22 protein-coding genes are annotated in these 20,401 nt (G+C 66.3%); 18 read left to right on the top strand and 4 right to left on the bottom strand.

The window, feature by feature from the left end:
• Nucleotides 1-54 precede the first annotated feature (54 nt).
• The 11 genes from B3098_RS19395 to B3098_RS19345 all read left to right on the top strand — a co-directional run bounded on the left by B3098_RS19395 (nt 55) and on the right by B3098_RS19345 (nt 10,513).
• Entirely contained in the window at nt 55-567 is a 513-nt protein-coding gene (locus B3098_RS19395; RefSeq protein WP_279974259.1) for a hypothetical protein, read from the top strand.
• A gap of 148 nt (nt 568-715) precedes the next feature.
• Nucleotides 716-1,564, top strand: a complete 849-nt coding sequence (locus B3098_RS19390; RefSeq protein ID WP_175121726.1) for a haloacid dehalogenase-like hydrolase — start codon at nt 716-718, stop codon at nt 1,562-1,564.
• Nucleotides 1,565-1,574: 10 nt separating this feature from the next.
• Entirely contained in the window at nt 1,575-2,066 is a 492-nt protein-coding gene (gene tadA, locus B3098_RS19385; protein ID WP_286898732.1) for a tRNA adenosine(34) deaminase TadA, read from the top strand.
• Nucleotides 2,063-3,136, top strand: coding sequence for an LD-carboxypeptidase (locus B3098_RS19380; protein ID WP_286898546.1), 1,074 nt, complete (start codon nt 2,063-2,065; stop codon nt 3,134-3,136). The genes tadA and B3098_RS19380 overlap by 4 nt, the downstream gene beginning before the upstream one ends.
• 144 nt (nt 3,137-3,280) lie before the next feature.
• Nucleotides 3,281-4,885, top strand: coding sequence for an ABC-F family ATPase (locus B3098_RS19375; protein WP_175121724.1), 1,605 nt, complete (start codon nt 3,281-3,283; stop codon nt 4,883-4,885).
• Between the two features lie 183 nt (nt 4,886-5,068).
• On the top strand, nt 5,069-6,286 hold the full coding sequence (locus B3098_RS19370; RefSeq protein ID WP_279974263.1) for an MFS transporter: 1,218 nt from the start codon (nt 5,069-5,071) through the stop codon (nt 6,284-6,286).
• 106 nt (nt 6,287-6,392) lie between these two features.
• Nucleotides 6,393-7,163, top strand: coding sequence for an ABC transporter ATP-binding protein (locus B3098_RS19365; RefSeq protein WP_175121722.1), 771 nt, complete (start codon nt 6,393-6,395; stop codon nt 7,161-7,163).
• Nucleotides 7,164-7,231: 68 nt separating this feature from the next.
• Nucleotides 7,232-8,230, top strand: coding sequence for an ABC transporter substrate-binding protein (locus B3098_RS19360; RefSeq protein WP_175121721.1), 999 nt, complete (start codon nt 7,232-7,234; stop codon nt 8,228-8,230).
• Nucleotides 8,227-9,000: an ABC transporter permease gene (locus tag B3098_RS19355; protein WP_175121720.1), complete on the top strand. Its 774-nt coding sequence runs from the start codon at nt 8,227-8,229 to the stop codon at nt 8,998-9,000. Before B3098_RS19360 ends, B3098_RS19355 begins: the two co-directional genes overlap by 4 nt.
• Before the next feature lie 10 nt (nt 9,001-9,010).
• Nucleotides 9,011-9,817, top strand: coding sequence for an ABC transporter substrate-binding protein (locus B3098_RS19350; protein WP_286898543.1), 807 nt, complete (start codon nt 9,011-9,013; stop codon nt 9,815-9,817).
• Nucleotides 9,818-9,925: 108 nt separating this feature from the next.
• Entirely contained in the window at nt 9,926-10,513 is a 588-nt protein-coding gene (locus tag B3098_RS19345) for an IMPACT family protein (protein WP_286898541.1), read from the top strand.
• 96 nt (nt 10,514-10,609) lie between these two features.
• On the opposite strand, the gene B3098_RS19340 is transcribed toward B3098_RS19345, so the two are convergent.
• Both B3098_RS19340 and B3098_RS19335 read right to left on the bottom strand, forming a co-directional pair.
• Nucleotides 10,610-10,984 carry a thioredoxin family protein gene (locus tag B3098_RS19340; protein WP_006388150.1) on the bottom strand — a complete coding sequence of 125 codons (375 nt, stop codon included), beginning with the start codon at nt 10,982-10,984 and terminating at the stop codon, nt 10,610-10,612.
• Nucleotides 10,985-11,150: 166 nt separating this feature from the next.
• Nucleotides 11,151-12,173: an LLM class flavin-dependent oxidoreductase gene (locus B3098_RS19335; RefSeq protein WP_175121717.1), complete on the bottom strand. Its 1,023-nt coding sequence runs from the start codon at nt 12,171-12,173 to the stop codon at nt 11,151-11,153.
• Nucleotides 12,174-12,419: 246 nt separating this feature from the next.
• On the opposite strand from B3098_RS19335, the gene B3098_RS19330 reads away from it, so the two are divergent.
• The gene (locus B3098_RS19330; RefSeq protein ID WP_279974281.1) at nt 12,420-12,776 is read left to right on the top strand and encodes a VOC family protein; all 357 of its coding nucleotides are present in this window, start codon (nt 12,420-12,422) and stop codon (nt 12,774-12,776) included.
• 59 nt (nt 12,777-12,835) lie between these two features.
• Here B3098_RS19330 and B3098_RS19325 read toward each other — a convergent pair whose 3' ends face one another.
• A complete protein-coding gene (locus B3098_RS19325) occupies nt 12,836-14,128 on the bottom strand; it encodes an NCS2 family permease (protein ID WP_279974269.1) in 1,293 nt (430 codons plus the stop codon).
• Nucleotides 14,129-14,238: 110 nt separating this feature from the next.
• Between B3098_RS19325 and tsaD the strand changes: the two genes are divergently transcribed.
• Entirely contained in the window at nt 14,239-15,270 is a 1,032-nt protein-coding gene (tsaD, locus tag B3098_RS19320; protein WP_218343689.1) for a tRNA (adenosine(37)-N6)-threonylcarbamoyltransferase complex transferase subunit TsaD, read from the top strand.
• Between the two features lie 65 nt (nt 15,271-15,335).
• On the opposite strand, the gene plsY is transcribed toward tsaD, so the two are convergent.
• Entirely contained in the window at nt 15,336-15,974 is a 639-nt protein-coding gene (gene plsY, locus B3098_RS19315; protein ID WP_279974271.1) for a glycerol-3-phosphate 1-O-acyltransferase PlsY, read from the bottom strand.
• 94 nt (nt 15,975-16,068) lie between these two features.
• Between plsY and surE the strand changes: the two genes are divergently transcribed.
• From surE to B3098_RS19290, 5 genes are all read left to right on the top strand, one after another.
• A complete protein-coding gene (surE, locus tag B3098_RS19310) occupies nt 16,069-16,827 on the top strand; it encodes a 5'/3'-nucleotidase SurE (protein ID WP_286898533.1) in 759 nt (252 codons plus the stop codon).
• A complete protein-coding gene (locus tag B3098_RS19305) occupies nt 16,812-17,633 on the top strand; it encodes a protein-L-isoaspartate(D-aspartate) O-methyltransferase (RefSeq protein ID WP_255595626.1) in 822 nt (273 codons plus the stop codon). The genes surE and B3098_RS19305 overlap by 16 nt, the downstream gene beginning before the upstream one ends.
• Nucleotides 17,634-17,649: 16 nt before the next feature.
• Nucleotides 17,650-18,510 carry a peptidoglycan DD-metalloendopeptidase family protein gene (locus tag B3098_RS19300; RefSeq protein ID WP_175121710.1) on the top strand — a complete coding sequence of 287 codons (861 nt, stop codon included), beginning with the start codon at nt 17,650-17,652 and terminating at the stop codon, nt 18,508-18,510.
• Complete coding sequence (locus tag B3098_RS19295; RefSeq protein WP_175121709.1) at nt 18,507-19,286, top strand: 3'-5' exonuclease; 780 nt, start codon at nt 18,507-18,509, stop codon at nt 19,284-19,286. The genes B3098_RS19300 and B3098_RS19295 overlap by 4 nt, the downstream gene beginning before the upstream one ends.
• Before the next feature lie 195 nt (nt 19,287-19,481).
• The gene (locus B3098_RS19290; protein ID WP_286898530.1) at nt 19,482-20,150 is read left to right on the top strand and encodes a hypothetical protein; all 669 of its coding nucleotides are present in this window, start codon (nt 19,482-19,484) and stop codon (nt 20,148-20,150) included.
• The last annotated feature ends 251 nt before the right edge of the window (nt 20,151-20,401 follow it).

Below are 20,401 nucleotides of genomic sequence, written 5' to 3'. Positions count from 1 at the left end.
CGGCGCGGTTGATACCGCGCCGTCCGGGTTCAATCTCTTCATATGGAGCTGACCATGAATACTGTTCCCATGCCTTCGAAGCGCCTTGCTGCCATTCTCTGCACCGCCGGCCTGATGCTCGCCGCTGGCGCGGTTCAAGCGCAATCTTCCGGCGCCTCGGCGCAGTCCAGCTATCAGCAGGACGTCGCCGCGTGCAAAAGCGGCAGGACCGGGCAAGCGCTGGATGCCTGCCTGCGCGAAGCCGGCGCGGCGCGCCAGGAGCGCAGCCGCCAGAATCTCCGCGAAGAAAGCCCCGAACAACTGCAGCAGAACATGGTGGCGCGCTGCAACCGTCTGCCCGAAACCCAGCGCCAGAATTGCGTCACGCAAATGACCGCGCCGGGCAACGTGCGCGGCAGCGTGCAGGGCGGCGGCGTGCTGCGCGAGACCGTGATCCAGGTGCCCGCCGGCACGGCCCCGGGCATGGCCCCCGCGCCGGGCATGGCCCCGGCTCCGGGCATGGCTCCCGCACCAGGCATGGCGCCCGCTCCCGGCACGGGAACGATGAGCGCGCCGATCCGCCAGTAAGGCTTTGCTCCGAACCAGGGCGCATGACTCAAAGCGCATGAAGCGAAGGTGAAGCAGGGCGCTGCGTGATGTACCGCGCTGCTCCCCAGGCGCAGCCGCTGCCGCATTCAGGCAAAATGGCGGCTGTCGCCTTTTTTCACGCATATTCATGTCCGACGTCATCGCCCTGATTTTCGATTTCGACGACACGCTGGCCTCGGACAGCACGTCCGGTTTCCTGGACAGCATCGGCGTGGACACGGCCTCGTTCTGGAAGGAAGAGGTCGATCCCCTGCTGTTTCAGCAGGACTGGGATCCCGTGCCGGCCTATCTCTACAAGATGATCGAACTGTCCCGGCAGGGACGGCACGGCCTCATCACGCAGCAGCGCCTGAAAGATTGGGGCGCGCGCCTGGATCTGCACGATGGCGTGGCCACGCTGTTTCAGCGTCTGCGCGCCGCGGTCCGGGCCGAGCACCCGCAGGTGCAGCTCGAGTTCTATCTCATCTCCAGCGGCATCGGCGACGTGGTGCGCTCGACGCCCATCGCGCATGAATTCACCGAAATCTGGGCGTCCGAATTCGTCTATGGCGAGGACGGCGGCATCGCGTTTCCGCGGCGCGTCGTCAGCTTTACCGACAAGACACGCTACCTGTTCCACATCCAGAAGGGCATCATCGGCCGCGAATTCCGCAACAAGCCGTTCGAGGTCAACCGCAAGGTTCCCGAGGACCGGCTGCGCATCCCGTTCGACCAGATGGTCTTCGTGGGCGACGGGTACACCGACATCCCGTGCTTTTCCCTGATCCGCCGCGCCGGCGGCTTTGCCTTCGGCGTCTGGGATCCCAAGCACCGCGACAAGCGCAGCCGCGCCTGGGGCTTCATCGAAGAAGGGCGCGTGTCCAACCTGAACCAGGCCCGCTACGACGAAGAGGCCGAGTTGTATCAATGGCTCGAAGAAGCGGTCACCAGCCTGGCGGGCCGCATCGCGCTGAAATCGCGGGTGTACCGTGGCTGAGCTGGCCCCGATGGACGCGGTGCCGCGCTGGACCGAGCAGGACGCGCGTTTCATGACCCTGGCCCTGGAACAGGCTCAGGCCGCCTACGACATCGGCGAGGTGCCGGTGGGCGCGCTGGTCGTGTCGGCCCAGGGCGACATCCTGGGGCGGGGCTACAACCGCACCATCATCGACCACGATCCCACGGCGCACGCCGAGATCGTCGCCCTGCGCAGCGCCGCACGCCAGCTTGAAAACTACCGGTTGCCCGGCATCACCGTCTACGTCACGCTGGAACCGTGCGTGATGTGCATCGGCGCCATGCTGCATGCGCGCCTTGCGCGCGTGGTGTTCGGCGCGTACGACCCCAAGACCGGGGCCTGCGGCAGCGTGCTGGACGTCGGGTCCGTGCCCAAGCTCAACCATCACACTTCAGTCACCGGCGGCGTGCTGGCCGAACCCTGCGGCGACCTGCTGCGCCGGTTCTTCCGCGAACGCCGCGCCAAGGAATCCATCGCATGAGTACCCCCAAAGCCGCCAAGTCCGCTGCCAAGCCCGCCGCCAAGGCGCGCCGCGCCAAGGCCGCAGCCACCCCGGCGCTCGATCACCCGCACGATCACGGCCCGGACTGCGGCGACGCATGCGGTCACGACCACGATCATGGCCACGACCACGCGCACCATCACGGTCCCCAGCCGGACGCCCGCGGCATCTACCTAATTTCCCCCTCGTCCGCCGTGCGCGACCCCGCCACCGTGACGCTGGCGCTTGAACGGCTGGCGCAACAGGGCTTCAAGACCGCGCTGGACCGCACGGCGCTGGCCGAGCATCAACGGTTCGCCGGCACGGACGCCCAGCGCCTGGCCAGCCTGACCCGCGCCACGAAGCAGAAGCTGCCGATCGTCATGGTGACGCGCGGCGGCTACGGGCTGGGCCGGTTGCTGCACGCCATCGACTGGAAGGCCATGGCCGACAGCGGCAAGCGCTTTGTCGGCATGAGCGATTTCACGGCGTTCAACCTGGCGCTGCTGGCGCAGACCGGCGCGGTCAGCTACACGGGCGCCACCGCGGTCCAGGATTTCGGCGGCAAAAAGGTCGATGACCTGACCGAAGCGCTGTTCGGCGAAGTGATGCGCGGCGAGCTGGAGATCCTCAGCTTCGAAACCCAGGACGCCGACCCGGTCGACGCGCGCGGCATCCTGTGGGGCGGCAACCTTGCGATGCTGACCTCGCTGCTGGGCACGCCGTACATGCCGAAGATTCGCGGCGGCATCCTGTTCCTGGAAGACGTGGCCGAGCATCCGTACCGCGTCGAGCGCATGCTGATCCAGCTCTGGCAGGCCGGCATTCTGGCGCGCCAGAAGGCCATCGTCCTGGGCCGCTTCACCGAATACAAGCTGGCGCCGCACGACAAGGGGTACGATCTGCACGAGGTCGTGGCCTGGCTGCGCAAGACGGTCAAGGTGCCGGTCATTACCGGTCTGCCGTACGGCCATGTCGCCACCAAAGCCACATTGCCCATCGGCCAGAAGGTCGGCATCGCCACCGAAAAGGGCCTGGCGCATCTGGTGCTGGACGAGCATCACCACTGATCCCCGGTCCGGCGCTCCGGGGGCGGGCGGTCCGGCGCTCCAGCAGCGCCGCTCTCGCCAATATAAATAAGGGCCGCAGCCCGTTTGCTACACTAGCAGGTTTTCCCGCATGCGCTTTCGGGCGCCTTCAAACGTACATACACCGTGATATCCACCGCCAATCTCACCATCCAGTTCGGTCCCAAGCCCCTTTTCGAGAACGTCAGCGTCAAGTTCGGGGAAGGCAACCGGTACGGGCTGATCGGGGCCAATGGGTCCGGCAAGTCTACGTTCATGAAGATCATCGGCGGCGACCTGGAACCCTCCGGCGGCAACGTCGCGCTTGAACCCGGCGTGCGCCTGGGCAAGCTGCGCCAGGACCAGTTCGCGTTTGAAGACGTGCGCGTGCTGGACGTCGTGATGATGGGCCACACCGAAATGTGGGACGCCATGTCCGAGCGTGACGCGATCTACGCCAACCCGGAGGCGACCGAAGACGATTACATGCGCGCGGCCGATCTGGAAGCCAAGTTCGCGGAATACGACGGCTACACCGCCGAAGCCCGCGCGGGCGAGCTGCTGCTGGGCCTGGAAATCGCGGTCGACCAGCACAATCTGCCGATGCGCGAAGTCGCGCCGGGCTGGAAGCTGCGCGTGCTGCTGGCGCAGGCGCTGTTCTCGAACCCCGACGTGCTGCTGCTGGACGAACCCACCAACAACCTGGACATCAACACGATCCGTTGGCTGGAAAACGTGCTCAACGGCTACCAGAGCACGATGATCATCATCAGCCACGATCGTCACTTCCTGAACCAGGTGTGCACGCACATGGCTGACGTGGATTACGGTGAAATCCGCATCTACGCAGGCAATTACGACGACTACATGCTGGCTTCCACCCAGGCCCGCGAGCGCCTGGTGGCCAACAACGCCAAGGCCAAGGAACGCGTCGCCGAACTGCAGGACTTTGTCCGCCGTTTCGCGGCCAACAAGTCCAAGTCGCGTCAGGCCACCTCGCGCCTGAAGCAGATCGACCGCATCAAGGCCGACCAGGTCGTGGTCAAACCCTCGTCGCGCCAGAACCCGTACATCCGGTTCGAGCAAAGCAAGGTCATGCACCGCCTGGCCGTCACTGTCGAAAACCTCACCAAGGCCTACGACGCGCCCGTCATCACCAAGTTCTCGGCCATGGTCGACGCCGGCGAAAAGATCGCCATCATCGGCGCCAACGGGGTCGGCAAGACCACGCTGCTGCGCCTCCTGGCGCAGGACCTGCAACCCGATTCGGGCACGGTGAAATGGTCGGACAACGCCGACCTCGGCTACATGGCGCAGGACGTGTCCGACCAGTTCCAGCAAACCGACATCAATCTGCTGGACTGGATGGGCGACCACCGCCAGCCGGGCGACGACGACCAGTCGATCCGATCGGTGCTGGGCCGCCTGCTGTTCTCGGCTGACGACCTGCCCAAGGCCCCCAAGGTGCTGTCCGGCGGCGAAAAGAACCGCATGACCTTCGGCCGCCTGATGCTGGGCCGGCACAACGTGATGCTGCTCGACGAGCCCACCAACCACTTGGACATGGAATCGATCGAGTCGCTGCAATTCGCGCTGGAAAAGTACGAAGGCACGCTGGTGTTCGTGTCGCATGACCGTGAATTCGTGTCCGGCCTGGCCACGCGCGTGATCGAAATCCTGCCCACCGGCGAGATCGTCGACTACCGCGGCGGCTACGAAGACTACCTGTCCTCGCGCGGCATCGAGGCCTGATTCCGCGGCGGGTCATGAAGCGGCGCACGGGTTCGTGCGCCGCTTTCTCTTTTGCGCCACGCCCGCGCGCCATGCAGTCCGCCGGGCCGCGATGGCCACCTGTTCAGCCGGACGCAATCTGCGCTGCGCTATCATCGGGCCCGACCCTGGCGGCTGTCCGGCCGGGCTTCTTTTTGTCCCCACATGTCTCCCTCTTTGCACGACGCGCCTGATGGCGCGCAGATCGGCACGTTCACCCTGACGGCCCGCATCGTTGCCATCGCCTTCTTTACCTTCATCTGCTACCTGGCCATCGGCCTGCCGCTTGCCGTGCTGCCGGGTTACGTGCACGGCAACCTGGGTTACGGATCCGTGCTGGCGGGCTTGGCGATCAGCGTGCAGTACGTGGCGACCTTGCTCAGCCGCTCGCACGCCGGCCGCATGGCCGATACGGTCGGCCCGAAGCAGACCGTCGTCATCGGCATGGCGGCCTGCGCGATCAGCGGCATCTTTCTGCTGCTCGCCTACGCCTTTGAGCGCACCGCGTGGCTCAGCCTCGCGGCAATCATCCTCAGTCGCCTGGCGTTGGGATTCGGCGAAAGCTGGGTCGGCACCGGCTCGGCCACCTGGGCCATCGCGCGGGTAGGGCCGCTGCACACCGCCCGCGTCATTTCGTGGAACGGCATCGCCACCTATGGCGCGCTGGCGCTGGGCGCGCCGCTGGGCGTGCAGCTTGAAAAGCACTGGAGCATGGGCGCGCTGGGGGGCGCGGTGCTGCTGCTGGGGTTGGCCGGGCTGGGTCTTGCCATGATCCGGCCGGCCGTCGCCATCGTGGGCGGGCACCGCATGGCTTTCAAGAGTGTGGTGCTGCGCGTGTTCCCCCACGGCGTGGCGCTGGGTCTGGGGTCGGTCGGCTTCGGCACGCTGGCCGCCTTCGTCGCGCTGTATTACGCCAGCGTCTCGTGGGACGGCGCCGCAAGCGCGCTCAGTGCGTTCGGCGGCGCTTTCATTGGCGTGCGCCTGCTGTTCGCCGGCACCATCACCCGCTTTGGCGGATTCCGGGTCGCGCAGGTGTCGTTTGTGGTGGAAGCGGCCGGTCTGTTGCTGTTGTGGCTGGCGCCCAACCCGGGCATGGCGCTGCTCGGCGCCGCGCTGACCGGCTGCGGCTTCGCGCTGGTGTTCCCGGCCATCGGCGTCGAGGCCGTGGCGCGCGTGCCGGCCGGCAGCCGCGGCGCGGCGCTGGGCGCCTATTCGGCCTTCCTGGACCTGGCGCTGGGCGTGACCGGCCCGATCGCGGGCTACATCTCCAGCGGCTTCGGCTACCCCGCGATCTTCCTGGCCGCGTCCCTGTGCGTCACGCTGGGCTTCGTCATTGCGTTCGGACTGCAGCGGGCGGCCAGCAGGCAGCCGGCGACGGTCTGATCGTTATTACGAAAAGAAGTAAAGACATTCGATATTGATCGTTTGGATTCATATAACGAATTGTTAGATTTGAGGCTCGTTTTCACGCGCGCTGACGATTCGTTCCATGAACCTGACTTTCGACCACGTCCACAAGCATTTCGGCGACCTGCCCGTCGTCGACGGCTTCACCAGTGAATTCAAGACCGGCGAGCTGGTTGCGCTGGTCGGCCCCTCGGGCTGCGGCAAGTCCACCTTGCTGCACCTGGCCGCCGGGCTCGAAATGCCCACGCAGGGCAGCGTGCTGGCCGACGGCGACAAGGTCACGGGACCGAATCCCAGCCGCACGCTGGTGTTCCAGGAACACGCCCTGTATCCCTGGCTGACGCTGGAAGACAACGTGGCGCTGGCGCTGGAATTCCAGAACACGCCCAAGAAGCGCGCCCGCGAAGCCGCACGCGAATGGCTGGCGCGCGTCAGCCTTGAAGGCTTCGAACACTACTATCCCCATCAGGTGTCCGGCGGCATGCGCCAGCGCGCTGCGCTGGCCCGCGCGTTCATCGCCCAGCCCCAGACCATGCTGATGGACGAACCCTTCGGCGCACTGGACGCGCTGACCCGCCTGAGCCTGCAGGATGTGCTGCGCCAGCTCATCGCGCAGGAAAAGCCGACGGTGCTGCTGGTGACCCACGACGTCGACGAGGCCCTGTTCCTGGCCGATCGCATCGTCGTCTTCAGCCCGCGTCCAGCGCGGGTGCTGCGCGAATTCAACCTGGCCCACCGCGTCAAGACGCACGACCTGTCCGACCTTGCCACCGAGAAGCGCGAAATCCTGCGCCTGTTGGGCATCGGCGTCGGCGGTTCGGACGCGCACGCCGACATCGCGCTGGCCGCCTGACCTTCTTCCCCCAAATACCCACGGCCGCCCGGGCGCGGCCGCTTATCGAATTTCCTGGAGCTCTTCTGATGAAACTGAAGCAATGGTTGTCCCTGCCGCTGGCCGCGGCGCTGCTGGCGGCTGCCCCCGCGATGGCTGCCGAGAAGTTCCGCGTAGGCTACCTGCGCGTGATGGACGACGCGCAGGCGATCGTCGCGCAAGAGGGCGGCTACTACAAGAAGGCCGGCCTGGATTCCGAACTGATCGAATTCAAATCGGGCACCGATCTCATCAAGGCAATCGTCGGCGGCCAGCTCGACATCGGCGTGCTCGGCTTCACCAACGCGGTCGCCTGGGCCTCCAAGGGCGCTGACCTGAAGGTGGTGGGCGGCGCGCAGCAGGGCTATCACTCGCTGATCGTGCGTGACGATTCCGGCATCAAGGACATCGCCGGCCTGAAAGGCAAGACGCTGGCCTCGCAGGCCGAAGGCAGCACCGCCGACGTGGTTCTGAAGGGCGTCGTGCTCAAGCAGGGCAACCTGACTGCCGACGACGTGAACGTCATGGGCGTGAGCCCGGCCGTGGCCGTGCAGTCGCTGGTGGGCAAGCGTGTTGACGCTGCCTTCCTGTTCGAACCCTACGACCGCATCGCGCAACTGGTCGCGCCGGTCAAGCAGATCTACGAAGTGGGCCAGGCCTGGCCGTTCCCGTGCATGGTCGTCATCACGTCGGGCGAAACGCTGGCCAAGCGCAAGGACGATGTCTGGAAGGCGCTGGACGCCCAGAACCAGGCCATCACGCTGCTGCAGAAGGAACCGGCGCAGGCATCCAAGCTGATCGCGTCGTACTTCATCGCCGAGCCCACGCTCAAGACGCTGACCCGCGGCGAGCTGCCGCGCGAGACCGTCATTTCCGAGGCCATCAGCACGCAGGTGTTCACGCCCAAGCTGACGGAAAAGGACACGGCGCGCATGCAGGAAATTGCTGACATCCTGCAGGCCCAGGGTTCGCTCAAGACGCGCGACGGCAAGCCGTACGACGTCTCCAGCATCGTCGATCTGTCCTGGCAAGAGGCTCGCAAGCTTTGAGCGCATCTACCCGTGTGACCGGCGCCCGCAAGCATCTTGCGGGCGTTTTGGGCGTCCTGTTCATCCTTGCGCTGTGGCAACTGGCCGCGTTCGCGCTGCCCGACTTCCTGATGCCGGGCGTGCCCGCCGTCGTCGAGCGGCTGTTCGAAGACCTGGGCAAGCAGTCGTTCCATCAGAGCCTCATGGGCACGCTGGGACGGTTGGGCGCGGGCTACGGGCTGGCGCTGGCCGCCGGCGTGGGCTTCGGCCTCGTGGCGGCCGTGCTGTTCTTCTTTCGCGAAGTCCTGCGCAGCGCCATCGTCATCCTGCAATCCATTCCGTCCATCGCGTGGGTGCCGCTGTTTCTCATCGTGATGGGCTTTGGCAATACGCCCATCATCGTGGTCGTGGCGCTGTCGGCATTCTTCCCGGCCGCGCTCAGCGTGATGAACGCCACCGAATCCGTGCAGCGCGTGCACGTGTCGGCGGCGCGCGTCATGGGCGCGACGCGCTGGGGGCTGATCAAGCGGGTGTACCTGCCGGCGGTCATGCCCGAGCTCATCACCGGCGCGCAGTTGGCGTTCGGCAACGCCTGGCGGGCGCTGATCTCGGCCGAAATGCTGATCGGGTTCGGCAAGGGGCTGGGCCGGTCGCTGGCGTACTCGGGCGAAATCGCGGACATGACCGGCGTCATGACCAACATCCTCGTGATCGCCGTGCTGGCTGCGTTGATCGACCAGTTCGTGCTTGAAAACCTCAAGCATCGTTTGCTGCGTTACCAATACGTCTGACGTTGTCATCATGATGTCCCGCATGCGTCCATTCGTCCTTGCCGCGGGCCTGCTGCTCGCGGGCTTCGCGCAGGCGCAGCCGGAGACCTTTCCGGCGGCGCGGGCGCGCGGTGAGCTGGTCGTGGGCGTGCCGTATCTGGCGCCGCCGCCGGTCGCGGGGGCGAAGATCCGCACGCCCGAAGGCCTGGACGCCGCCATCACCGACAAGCTGGGCGCCAGCCTGAAGCTGCCCGTGCGGCTGGTCCAGTTGCCGGCCGCTGACGCCGCCCGGGCGCTCAAGGCGGGCGAAGTGGATCTGGTGCTTGCGGACCGCGGCGACGGACAGCCGCAGACCGTCGCGGTGCAAGCCACCGGCTACGCGGCACGGCCCAAGGCCGTGATCCGCACCGACACGCGGATGCGCAAGCCCGCCGACGTGCAGGGCCGCAGCGTGTGCATGGCCGAAGCCGCCACGCAGGCGCAAGCCCTGGCGCAAAGCTGGGGCGCAACCGTCAAGACGTATCGCGTGCCGTCGGACGCGCTCGTCGCCGTGCGCGAAGGAGCGTGCGACATCGGTCTGGTCGACGATGCCGTCTGGGAGCCGCTGATGCGCTTTCCGGAATGGAAGAAGTTCTCCTCGACGCTGACGCCGGATGGCGCACGCCAGGAGCGCGTGTGGCTGCTGCCCGCGCAGGACGAGGCCTCGCGCGCGTGGCTCGGGCAAGAGATGCGGGCCTGGGACCGCGCCGGCGCCTGGAAGGCCATGACCACGAAATGGGCTCGCGACGTCGCCTTCGACGTCTATCTGGATCAGGAAGTCCCGGACTGCCACGGCTGATGCGCGTCCGGTCGGCGCCGCGCAGGCCGGGCCGCGCAGGCCGCATCCGAGCAGGCCGGGCCGCGCAGGCCGCATCGCCTGCCGATCCGCGCACTTACAATGCCGGGCATGACGCACACGCTGACCGCTCCCTGCACTTACCAGGAAGACATCAAGAAAAGCCGCTTTGCCGCGTATGCCGCGCCGGTCGCCACGATCGACGACGCCATGCGCTTCTTTGCCGAGCACAGCGACCCCGAGGCCACGCACAACTGCTGGGCCTACCGCATCGGACAGGAATACCGCTTCAATGATGATGGCGAACCCGGCGGCACCGCGGGCAGGCCGATTCTGCAGGCCATCGAAGGCCAGGACATGGACCGCGTGGCGGTATTGGTCGTGCGCTGGTACGGGGGAATCAAGCTCGGCGCGGGCGGACTGGTGCGCGCTTACGGCGGATGCGCAGCCAATTGCCTGCGGTTGGGCGAGCGCACGGAAATCGTCGATCTGGCAACGGTGCGCTGCGCCTGCGGCTTCGGCGAGATGGCGCTGTTGAAATCGCGGTTGGCCCAGGCAGGCGCGGCCATCTTGCAGGAAGACTACAACGCGGACGGCGTCACGCTCACGTTCACGGTGCCGCGTGTGGTGCTGACTGAATTGGAAGTCACTGCGGCGAACATCACGCGCGGCCGGTCCGCGTGGGAAGTCGTTTCGTAGCCAGCCAGCGTCCGCACCGGCCTGCCGCGCAGCGGCGTCCGGGAAGCAAATGTCCCGGTGCAAAAGGAAGGGGCCCGATCCGGGCCCCTTGCGGTTTTACGCGTCCTGGCTGTCTTGCGCCGCGGCGATTTCCTGGTGGACCTTTTCCATGTCCACTTCCTTGATCTTGGCGAGCAGTTCATTCAACTGACCGCCGGACAAGGCGCCGGGTTGCGAGAACAGCAGGACCTTTTCGCGGAAGACCATCAGCGTCGGAATCGAGCGGATGCCGAGCGCGCCGGCCAGTTCCTGCTCGACGTCGGTATTCACCTTGGCGAACGTGACGTCCGGATGCTCGGTGGCGGCCTGTTCAAATACCGGCGCGAAACCACGGCACGGGCCGCACCAGGGCGCCCAGAAGTCGACGATGAGGGTGCCGTCGGGCGTGATGGCTTCCTGGAAGCTGTCTTTGGTGAGTTCAACAATACTCATAAGAAATCCTTGCCGCGTGGGCGGCGAAAAGCGGTGGCGGAGACACCGGGGGCCTGCCCCGGCGCTGATGCGGCGACGCGTATTGCCAGGCGTTGAAAGCCCATAGTAGAGCCGGTCCAGGCCGCGTCGCAATGGTTGGCGCCGTCAATGGCGCAGAATACGGCCCTCAGGCCGCCGATTTCGTGGAGACGCCCGCGCCGTTTTTCAGCGAGGCGACGATCTCGAAAGAACGCAGGCGGTCTGCGATGTCGTAGAAGTCGGACACGATCATGACCTCGTCGGCCTGCGTTTCCGCGACCAGGGCTTCGAGTTCCCGCTTGACGGTGTCCGGTCCGCCCACGATCGAAGCGCCCAATCTCTGATTGACCGCCTCGCGCTCCCATTCGTTCCACACGCCGTCCATGCTTTCGACCGGCGGCTGCAATTGCAGGCGATGGCCGCGCACGAGCGACAGGAACTTCAGTTGCTGCGTGGTCGACTGGAACCGCGCGGCCTCGTCGGTTTCGGCGGCAATGACGGGCACGCCGATCATCGAATAGGGGCGCGCCAGCGTCTCGGAAGGCTTGAACAAGTGACGGTACAAGCGCATCGCGGCCATGCCTTCCGGCGAGAAATGCCCGGCAAACGAGAAGGGCAGGCCTAGTTCAGCCGCCATGCGCGCGCTGAAGTCGCTGGAACCCAGCAGCCAGATCGGCACATCCAGGCCTTCGCCGGGGATGGCGCGCACGGGCTGGCCGGGGCGCGAGGGGGCCAGAAAGCCGCGCAACTCCTCGACCAGGGCCGGGAACTCAAGACCGCTGCGCGGGCTGCGGCGCAGCGCCTGTTGCGTGGCGCCGTCGCTGCCGGGCGCGCGGCCCAGGCCCAGGTCGATGCGGCCGGGGTACAAGGTCTCGAGCGTGCCGAACTGTTCTGCGATGATCAGCGGCGCGTGGTTGGGCAGCATGACGCCGCCCGAGCCGACGCGCAGCGTGCGCGTGTGGCCGGCCACATGGCCGATCAGCACAGCCGTGGCGCTGCTGGCGATGCCGTTGATGTTGTGGTGCTCGGCCAACCAGAAGCGGTTGTAGCCCAGTTGCTCGACATGCTGCGCCAGCGCGACCGTATTGCGGAACGCGTCTGCGGCATCGCGGCCCTGCACAATGGGGGCCAGGTCCAGCACGGAAAAGGGGATATTCGCCAGGGCGCTCATGCGTGCGCCTCCGCTGCGTCATGACAGGCCGGCAGCGCGGTAATGAAAGGGGAAGGGCGCAAAATGTACTCCATATGCTGATCTACATGGGGAGTGTATCGGCGAATTCAACCGCGCCCGCCAGCAACCATGCCCTTGGCCGGGTTGATTGATTTTCTCGATCCCTACAATAGCAAGCACGAACGCGGCCTGGAATGGCCGCGCATTGGCCATTCAACATTTGCCATTCAACCAAAGGAGACGCGCATGGGCGCCAGCGGCCAGAACAATCGCATCGACAACATCGAATTCAACGTCGCGGACATCGCGCGCAGCAAGCGCTTCTATGGCGACGTCTTCGGATGGACGTTCACGGATTACGGCCCCACGTATTCGGAATTCACCGATGGCCGGCTGACGGGCGGCTTCACGACGGGTGAAGCGGTGCGGCCGGGCGGTCCGCTTGTGATCCTGTACGGCGACGACCTGGCCGCAACCCGGCAACGCATCACGGCCGCGGGCGGTCGCATCAGCCGCGACGAGTTCACGTTTCCGGGCGGCAGCCGCTTCCATTTCACGGACCTCGACGGCTACGAACTGCCGGTGTGGACGGCCGCCAAATGAAAAAAACCGCCGCAAGGCATGGCCTGCGGCGGTTTTACGCGAACAGCGTGTCAGCCTGACTATTCAGGGAAGAACGCGTAGCGGATCACGAACAGCACGGCCACAAGCCATGTGGCCGGGTGCACGTCGCGCATTTTGCCCGTGGCGGTCTTGAGCACCACGTAGCTGATGAAGCCGAACGCAATGCCGTTGGCGATCGAGTACGTGAACGGCATGACCAGCGCGGTCAGCGCGGCCGGCGTGGCTTCGCAGACGTCGTTCCAGTCGATGTCGATAAGCTCGCGCATCATCAGGCCGGCGACGTAGAGCAGGGCGGGTGCGGTGGCGTAGGCCGGCACGGCGCCCGCCAGCGGCGAGATGAACAGCGCGGCCAGGAACAGCAGGCCCACGATCAGTGCGGTCATGCCGGTGCGTCCGCCAGCCTGCACGCCGGAGGCGCTTTCGACATAGGCGGTGGTGCTGCTGGTGCCCAGCATCGAACCGGCCACGATGGCGGTGCTGTCCGCGAACAGCGCGCGGCCCAGGCGATTGGGCCGGTCTTCAGGCACCAGGCCCGCGCGCTTGGCCACGCCCACCAGCGTGCCGGTGGCGTCAAACACTTCGACCAGCACGAACACCAGAATCACGTGCACGAAGCCGGAATGCAGCGCGCCCATGATGTCCAGCTTGAAGAGGGTAGGCGACAGGCTGGGCGGCGCCGAAAAGATGCCTTTGAACTCGTTGTAGCCCATCACCATCGACAGCACCGTGACGACGATGATGCCGATCAGGATGGCGCCACGCACGCGCAGCGCATCCAGCGACGCGATCACGAAAAAGCCCAGGATGGCAAAGAGTGGGCCGTGCGTGGTGAGGTTGCCCAGCGTGACCTTGGTGGCCGGATGGGCGACCACGATGCCCGCGCTGGATAGCGCGATAATGGCCAGAAACAGCCCGATGCCGGCTGCGATGGCACTGCGCAGTGAATGCGGGATGCCTTTGACCAGCCAGACCCGGATGCCGGATATCGTCAGGAACAGGAAGATGATGCCCGAGATGAACACCGCACCCAGCGCCTGCTCCCAGGAGTAACCCATGGTCTTGACCACGGTGAAGGCAAAGAAGGCGTTCAGCCCCATGCCGGGCGCCATGCCGATCGGCCAGTTGGCGATGAACGCCATCACCAGCGAGCCCAGCGCGGCGGCCAGGCAGGTGGCGACAAAGACCGCGTCGCGGTCCATGCCCGTCGAGGACAGGATGTCAGGATTGACGAAGATGATGTACGACATCGTCAGGAATGTCGTCAGGCCGGCCACGACTTCCGTTCTTGCGGTCGTGCCGTGCTCACGCAGCTTGAATAGCTTCTCCAGCATTCGAGTCCCCAGGGTTTGTGCAGGATTTTCAGGTTGTCGCGGGCGGGGCGGAAAGCCCCGTCCCAGTCAAGAACCCGAGTATTTTCGCATCAGTTGTAAACTCTGCCGCCATGATCATTCTCGGCTTTGAAAGCTCCTGCGACGAAACCGGCGTCGCAGCCGTCTGTACGGAACGCGGCCTGCTTGCGCACGCGCTGCATACCCAGATCGCCATGCACCAGGAATACGGGGGCGTGGTGCCGGAACTTGCCTCGCGCGACCACATCCGCCGCGTGGTGCCGCTGACTCGCCAGGTGCTGCAGGACGCTGGCCTGCAGATGTCCGACATCGGCGCCGTGGCCTATACGGCCGGGCCCGGTCTTGCCGGCGCCTTGCTGGTCGGCGCCAGCGTCGCGCAGTCGTTCGCCTGGTCGCGCGGCCTGCCTGCCATCGGCATCCATCACCTCGAAGGCCATCTGCTGTCGCCGATGCTGGCCGATCCCCGGCCCGAGTTTCCCTTCATTGCCTTGCTGGTCTCAGGCGGCCATACCCAGCTCATGCGCGTGGACGGCGTGGGCCGCTACGAGCTGCTGGGCGAAACCCTGGACGACGCCGCGGGCGAGGCCTTCGACAAATCCGCCAAGCTCATGGGCCTGGGCTACCCGGGTGGACCCGCGCTGTCCCGGCTGGCCGGCAGCGGCGACGCCTCGCGCTTCGACCTGCCGCGCCCCATGTTGCACAGCGGTGACCTGGACTTCAGTTTCAGCGGCTTGAAAACCGCCGTGCTGACCCGAGTCAAGGCGGCCGAACAGAATGGCGGCCTGGACGAACAGACCCGCGCGGACCTTGCCGCCGCCACGCAGGCGGCCATCGTCGAGGTGCTGGCGGCCAAGTCCATCCGCGCGCTGAAACAGACCGGGCTGCGCCGCCTGGTCGTGGCCGGTGGCGTGGGGGCCAACCAGCTTCTGCGCGCCAAGCTCGATGCCGCGCTCAAGCCGCTCAAGGCCCGCGCATACTTCCCGCCGCTGGAACTGTGCACCGACAACGGCGCCATGATCGCGTTCGCGGCCGCCGAACGGGTGAAGGCCGGATTGGCCACGCTGGACGCCAGCGCCCATAGCTTCACGGTCAAGCCGCGCTGGGATCTGGCCGATATCGCCTGAAATGAAGAACGGGCGGCCAGGCCGCCCGCTTGTTTCACCCATCTGATCCGCCCATCGCGGGAAGATTACTTCTTCCTGCTGCCGATCCGGCTTTCGGTGCCCTGGATCAGCCGGGCGATATTGGCGCGGTGACGGTAGAACAGCAGGATGCCGATGATCGCCAGCGCCACGCCCAGCGCCGGCTGCGCCTGCCAGGCCAACCCGGATCCAAATACGTAGTACACCGGGGCGAAGAACGCGGCCACCAGCGAAGCCAGCGACGAATAGCGGAAGAAAATGGCGATGATCAGCCAGGTTGCCGCGGTGGCGACGGCCAGCCAGGGCTGGATGGCCACCAGCACGCCCAGCGCGGTCGCCACGCCCTTGCCGCCCTTGAAACCCAGGAACACGGGGTAGAGGTGGCCAATGAAGGCGGCCAGCGCCACGCAGGCCAGGGCGACGGGGCCGATGCCGGGCGCCAGCTTCTCGGCCAGCCAAATTGCAAACCATCCCTTGGCGGCGTCCCCCAATAGCGTCAGCGCGGCGGCGGTCTTGTTGCCGGTGCGCAGCACGTTGGTTGCTCCGGGGTTCTTGGACCCATAGCTGCGGGGGTCTTGCAGACCCATCAGCTTGCTGACCACCACGGCGAAGGGCACGGAGCCGATCAGGTAGGCCAGCACGACGAGCGCGACGGTAAATGCCAGGGAGGGTTCGGTTATCGCCATGGAAGGGGAGTCCGTTGTTGTAGTAGTGGCTGCGGATTCTACCGCGGGTACAATCCGCCACGTCACCCGCGTTTTATTTTCTTTCGGATGCACAATGCGAATTCTGGTTTCGAACGATGATGGCTATTCGGCCCCTGGCCTGGAAGCGCTGGTCGCCGCGCTGGAAGGGCTGGGCGATCTGATCGTCGTCGCGCCCGAGACCAACCACAGCGGCGCCTCCAACTCGCTCACGCTGAACCGGCCGCTGTCGGTGCGCACCGCTTCAAACGGCTTCATCGCGGTCAACGGCACGCCGTCCGATTGCGTGCACGTCGCGCTGACCGGCCTGATGGATACGCGCCCCGACCTGGTCGTGTCTGGCATCAACAACGGCGCCAACATGGGCGATGACACCCTCTATTCGGGCACCGTCGCCGCCGCCAGCGAAGGCTATCTGTTCGGCATCCCCGCCATCGCGTTCTCGCTGGCGGAAAAGGGCTGGGAGCACATCGACTCGGCCGCACGCGCCGCCCGCCTGGTCGTCGAGCGCCATCTGGCCCAGCCGCTCGCCGCGCCGGTGCTGCTCAACGTCAATATCCCGAGCCGCCGTTTTGAAGACATGCACGGGTTTGCGGTCACGCGGCTGGGCAAGCGGCATCCGTCGCAACCGGTCGTGCGCACCACCACGCCCTATGGCGACACGGTCTACTGGATCGGACCGGTCGGACTGGCCGCCGACGCCACGCCCGGCACGGACTTTCACGCCGTCGAGCAGGGCATCGTGTCCGTCACCCCGTTGCGTCTGGACCTGACCCAGCACAGCCAGCTTGACGAGATCCGCACCTGGGCAGAGCCGCTATGCGCAAACGCATAAGCCAGCCGGACATCACCCCCGGCGCCGGCCGCGGCAGCCCGGCCCGCCACGACGCCGGCCGACTCGGCCCGGGTTACACGCCGGCCAACAGCAACACGCGCATCTCGGCCGCCACCTTGCAGCGGCAGGCGCAGACGCCCGTGCCGCAAGCGGGCAGCAACCTTGGCCTGAACTCCGAACGCTTGCGCCAGGCCATGGTGCAGCGTCTGCGCTCTCAGGGCATCACCGACGAACGCGTGCTGAACGCCATGGCCGCAGTACCGCGCCATCTGTTTGTAGACGAGGCCCTTGCCAGCCGCGCGTACGAAGACGCCGCGTTGCCCATCGGTCACTCGCAAACCATTTCCCAGCCGTGGGTTGTGGCGCGTATGATCGCGGCTGCTTGCGAAGATCGCGCGCCTACCCGTGTGCTCGAGGTCGGCGCCGGTTGCGGATACCAGGCCGCGGTGCTCGCGCAGTTCGTGCGCGACGTCCACACCATCGAACGCATACGCGGGCTGTACGAGCTGGCGCGCGAGCATCTACGCGCCTTGCGGCTCACTACAAGGATCCGGCTCATCTATGGAGACGGCACTTTGGGGCTGCCCGGCGTGGCGCCGTTCGATGCTATCGTTGTGGCTGCCGCAGGTCTGGCCATCCCGCAAGCGCTGCTGACGCAGCTTGCTCCGGGCGGCCGTCTCATCGCTCCCGAAGGGGGCTCGAACCAGCGCCTGGTTCTGATCGAACGCACGGGCGCGGCAAGCTGGAAAAGAACCGAACTAGAGGCCGTGCGCTTTGTGCCGCTACGGTCCGGAATACAATCTTGAGCGACAGGAGAAACGTATGCTCAACGGGCAGTTGCAACTGACCGATATGAATTTGGGCGCGTCCATGACGCGTCTTCGCCGCCCGCTCTTCGCAGTGGGGGTTCTCAGCCTCGCCATCCTGGCCGGCTGCGCATCCAAAGGTACTCGTGCCCCGGTGGTCGACATGACCGGCGGACAACCCGCGCCGACGGCCACGTCCGGCAGCTATGTGGTCAAGCCGGGCGACACGCTCTACAAGATCGCGCGCGCCAACAACGTCGACATCGAAAACATCAAGCGCTGGAACAACATCAGCGACCCCAACCAGATCTCGGTGGGGCAGGTGCTGCGCATGTCTGGCGGCGCCACCGGCGGCGGCGCGCAGACCGCGCCGATTGCCAGCAACCGGCCGCAACCGCGTCCGCTTGACCAACCCGAAACTCCCGCGGCCACCACGCCCGCACCTGATGCCACGCCCACGCCGGCGCCGGCGCCGGTCGACACCAAGCCGGCCACGCGTGCGGCCGATGCGGGCGTCATCAACTGGGCCTGGCCGGCCAACGGCCAGATCGTGCAGGCGTTCAATGCCAGCAGCAAGGGCATCGACATCGCCGGCGCGCTGGGCGACCCGATCACCGCCGCGGCGGATGGCCTGGTCAAGTACAGCGGCAATGGCGTGCGCGGCCTGGGCAACCTCATCATCGTCGAGCACCAGAACGGCTTCATCACGGCCTACGCGCACAACCGTGCGCTGCTCGTGAAGACCGGCCAGACGGTCAAGCGCGGGGCCAAGATCGCTGAACTCGGCCAGAGCGACACGACGTCGCCGCGTCTGCACTTTGAAATCCGCCGCCAGGGTACGCCGGTGGATCCGATGCAATACCTGCCGCCCAAATGACGCCCACCCTGGTATTCGACCTCGAGACCATCCCTGACGCCGACGGGCTGCGCAAGCTCAACGGCTGGGGCGCCGACGTGCCCGACCACGAAGTGGTCGAGCGCGCGCTGACCGCGCGGCGTGAGGCCGTGGGCCACGACTTCCTGCCGCTGCATCTGCACAAGGTCGCGGTGGTAGGGTGCGTGTTCCGTGACGACCAGGGCTTTCGCGTCAAGACGCTGGGCCAGCCGGACGATCCCGAAGCGGCCTTGCTTGCGGGCTTCTTCAAGACCATCGAACGCTACACGCCCAAGCTCGTCAGCTGGAACGGCTCGGGCTTTGACCTGCCCGTCCTGCATTACCGCAGCCTGATCCAGGGTGTGCCCGCGCCGCGCTACTGGGACATGGGCGAAGAAGACCGCGATTTCAAGTTCAACAACTACATTTCGCGCTATCACAACCGTCACATCGATCTGATGGACGTGCTGGCCAAGTACAACGGCCGCGCCAACGCGCCGCTCGACGAACTGGCCAAGCTGTGCGGCTTTCCCGGCAAGCTCGGCATGGATGGCAGCAAGGTCTGGGAGGCCTGGAGCACGGGCCGCGCCGACGAAGTGCGGGCGTACTGTGAAACCGACGTGGTCAATACGTGGCTGGTGTATTGCCGCTTCCGCTTCCTGCGCGGTGAACTCGACCGCACCGCCTACGAGACCGAAATCGCGCTGGTGCGCGACACGCTCTCGGCCAGCGATGCGCCGCACTGGAAGGAATACATGGCGGCCTGGGACGCGGGCTGATCCGCGCGGGCGGCCAGCCAGCCTGATTCCTTGCCAATGCGCACGGGTCAGGGGACACCGACGGGGCCTGTGTGGCCCCGTTCTCGCGTCTGGCGGGCAAGCAATCGACTGAAACAAGACGGCCGTAAACGAAACCTGGATGAAACCAGGCGGATCGCACAATGGCCTCGCTTTCTTCACTTTCAGGAGACATCCATGTCCCGATTCGCTATCCGCTCCAATCTGGCCGTCCTTGCTATCGTCGCCGCGTCGAGCGGTTTCGCGGCTGGCTCCGCAATGGCTGCGCCGCCTCCTCCCGCCGAGGGCGGTCCGGCCGCCATGCACGAAGGCCATCGCGGCGGTGGTTTCCACAAGGGCATGCGCGACGGCCTGCTGATCCCCGGTCTGGGCCCCGTCTCCAAGGCCCAGGTCGCCGAGCTGAAGCTCGACGCCAAGCAGGAGGCCCTGTTCAAGACCGCCCAGGAAGGGCAGCGCAGCCTGCACGAAGCGATGCGCGCCGACCGCGGTACGCGCCATGACCTGCTCAAGTCGCAGCTGGACAGCGGCAAGCTGGATCCCCGCGCGCTCATCGAGCAGTCGGAAAAGCGCCGTGACGCGTTCGGCCCGCAAGCCAAGCAGGTGCGCGACCAATGGCTGGCCGTCTGGGATAGCCTGAACGACACGCAGCGCGGCCAGGTGACCAAGATCGTCAAGGAGCGCGAAGCCCGCATGGCCGAGCGCCACGCCAAGATGGAAGCCCGCGCGGACGGCAAGGGTCGCCCCGGCATGCGCGGCGCCGACGGTCGTCCCGGCATGCCGCCGCCTCCGCCGGCTGCCGGCGACGTCCCGCCGCCCCCGCCGCCTGCCGCGCCCCACGCCAACTGAGCCGGCAAGTCCTGGGCCATCACACTGGCCGCAAAGCGGAGCAACGCTCCGCTTGAACAGCACCCCGACACGCTTCCCGCGTGCCGGGGTGTTTGTTTTTTCCAGGCGGGGCCAGGCCGGATTTCCCAGTTTTGACGCATGGGCCTTGGCCGCGCCCCATAAGAGGGCACCAGCATGGTGCAATGCCGAAGCCCGAAGGACACTGCGGCAGGCTGCACGCTGGCGCTGAAACCTGGCACGGACATTGCTTG

The sequence above is a fragment of the Achromobacter sp. UBA2119 genome (assembly GCF_002331005.1).
In the GTDB taxonomy this organism is placed as follows: Bacteria; Pseudomonadota; Gammaproteobacteria; order Burkholderiales; family Burkholderiaceae_B; genus Achromobacter; species Achromobacter animicus.
This window is presented reverse-complemented; position numbering and strand designations above follow the sequence as displayed.

Bases quoted from the DNA above. Each gene is read 5' to 3' on its own strand.
- B3098_RS19395 (WP_279974259.1), top strand. From the start codon at position 55: ATGAATACTGTTCCCATGCCTTCGAAGCGCCTTGCTGCCATTCTCTGC.
- B3098_RS19390 (WP_175121726.1), top strand. From the start codon at position 716: ATGTCCGACGTCATCGCCCTGATTTTCGATTTCGACGACACGCTGGCC.
- tadA (WP_286898732.1), top strand. From the start codon at position 1,575: ATGGACGCGGTGCCGCGCTGGACCGAGCAGGACGCGCGTTTCATGACC.
- B3098_RS19380 (WP_286898546.1), top strand. From the start codon at position 2,063: ATGAGTACCCCCAAAGCCGCCAAGTCCGCTGCCAAGCCCGCCGCCAAG.
- B3098_RS19370 (WP_279974263.1), top strand. From the start codon at position 5,069: ATGTCTCCCTCTTTGCACGACGCGCCTGATGGCGCGCAGATCGGCACG.
- B3098_RS19365 (WP_175121722.1), top strand. From the start codon at position 6,393: ATGAACCTGACTTTCGACCACGTCCACAAGCATTTCGGCGACCTGCCC.
- B3098_RS19360 (WP_175121721.1), top strand. From the start codon at position 7,232: ATGAAACTGAAGCAATGGTTGTCCCTGCCGCTGGCCGCGGCGCTGCTG.
- B3098_RS19350 (WP_286898543.1), top strand. From the start codon at position 9,011: ATGATGTCCCGCATGCGTCCATTCGTCCTTGCCGCGGGCCTGCTGCTC.
- B3098_RS19345 (WP_286898541.1), top strand. From the start codon at position 9,926: ATGACGCACACGCTGACCGCTCCCTGCACTTACCAGGAAGACATCAAG.
- B3098_RS19340 (WP_006388150.1), bottom strand. From the start codon at position 10,984: ATGAGTATTGTTGAACTCACCAAAGACAGCTTCCAGGAAGCCATCACG.
- B3098_RS19335 (WP_175121717.1), bottom strand. From the start codon at position 12,173: ATGAGCGCCCTGGCGAATATCCCCTTTTCCGTGCTGGACCTGGCCCCC.
- B3098_RS19330 (WP_279974281.1), top strand. From the start codon at position 12,420: ATGGGCGCCAGCGGCCAGAACAATCGCATCGACAACATCGAATTCAAC.
- B3098_RS19325 (WP_279974269.1), bottom strand. From the start codon at position 14,128: ATGCTGGAGAAGCTATTCAAGCTGCGTGAGCACGGCACGACCGCAAGA.
- tsaD (WP_218343689.1), top strand. From the start codon at position 14,239: ATGATCATTCTCGGCTTTGAAAGCTCCTGCGACGAAACCGGCGTCGCA.
- plsY (WP_279974271.1), bottom strand. From the start codon at position 15,974: ATGGCGATAACCGAACCCTCCCTGGCATTTACCGTCGCGCTCGTCGTG.
- surE (WP_286898533.1), top strand. From the start codon at position 16,069: ATGCGAATTCTGGTTTCGAACGATGATGGCTATTCGGCCCCTGGCCTG.
- B3098_RS19305 (WP_255595626.1), top strand. From the start codon at position 16,812: ATGCGCAAACGCATAAGCCAGCCGGACATCACCCCCGGCGCCGGCCGC.
- B3098_RS19300 (WP_175121710.1), top strand. From the start codon at position 17,650: ATGCTCAACGGGCAGTTGCAACTGACCGATATGAATTTGGGCGCGTCC.
- B3098_RS19295 (WP_175121709.1), top strand. From the start codon at position 18,507: ATGACGCCCACCCTGGTATTCGACCTCGAGACCATCCCTGACGCCGAC.
- B3098_RS19290 (WP_286898530.1), top strand. From the start codon at position 19,482: ATGTCCCGATTCGCTATCCGCTCCAATCTGGCCGTCCTTGCTATCGTC.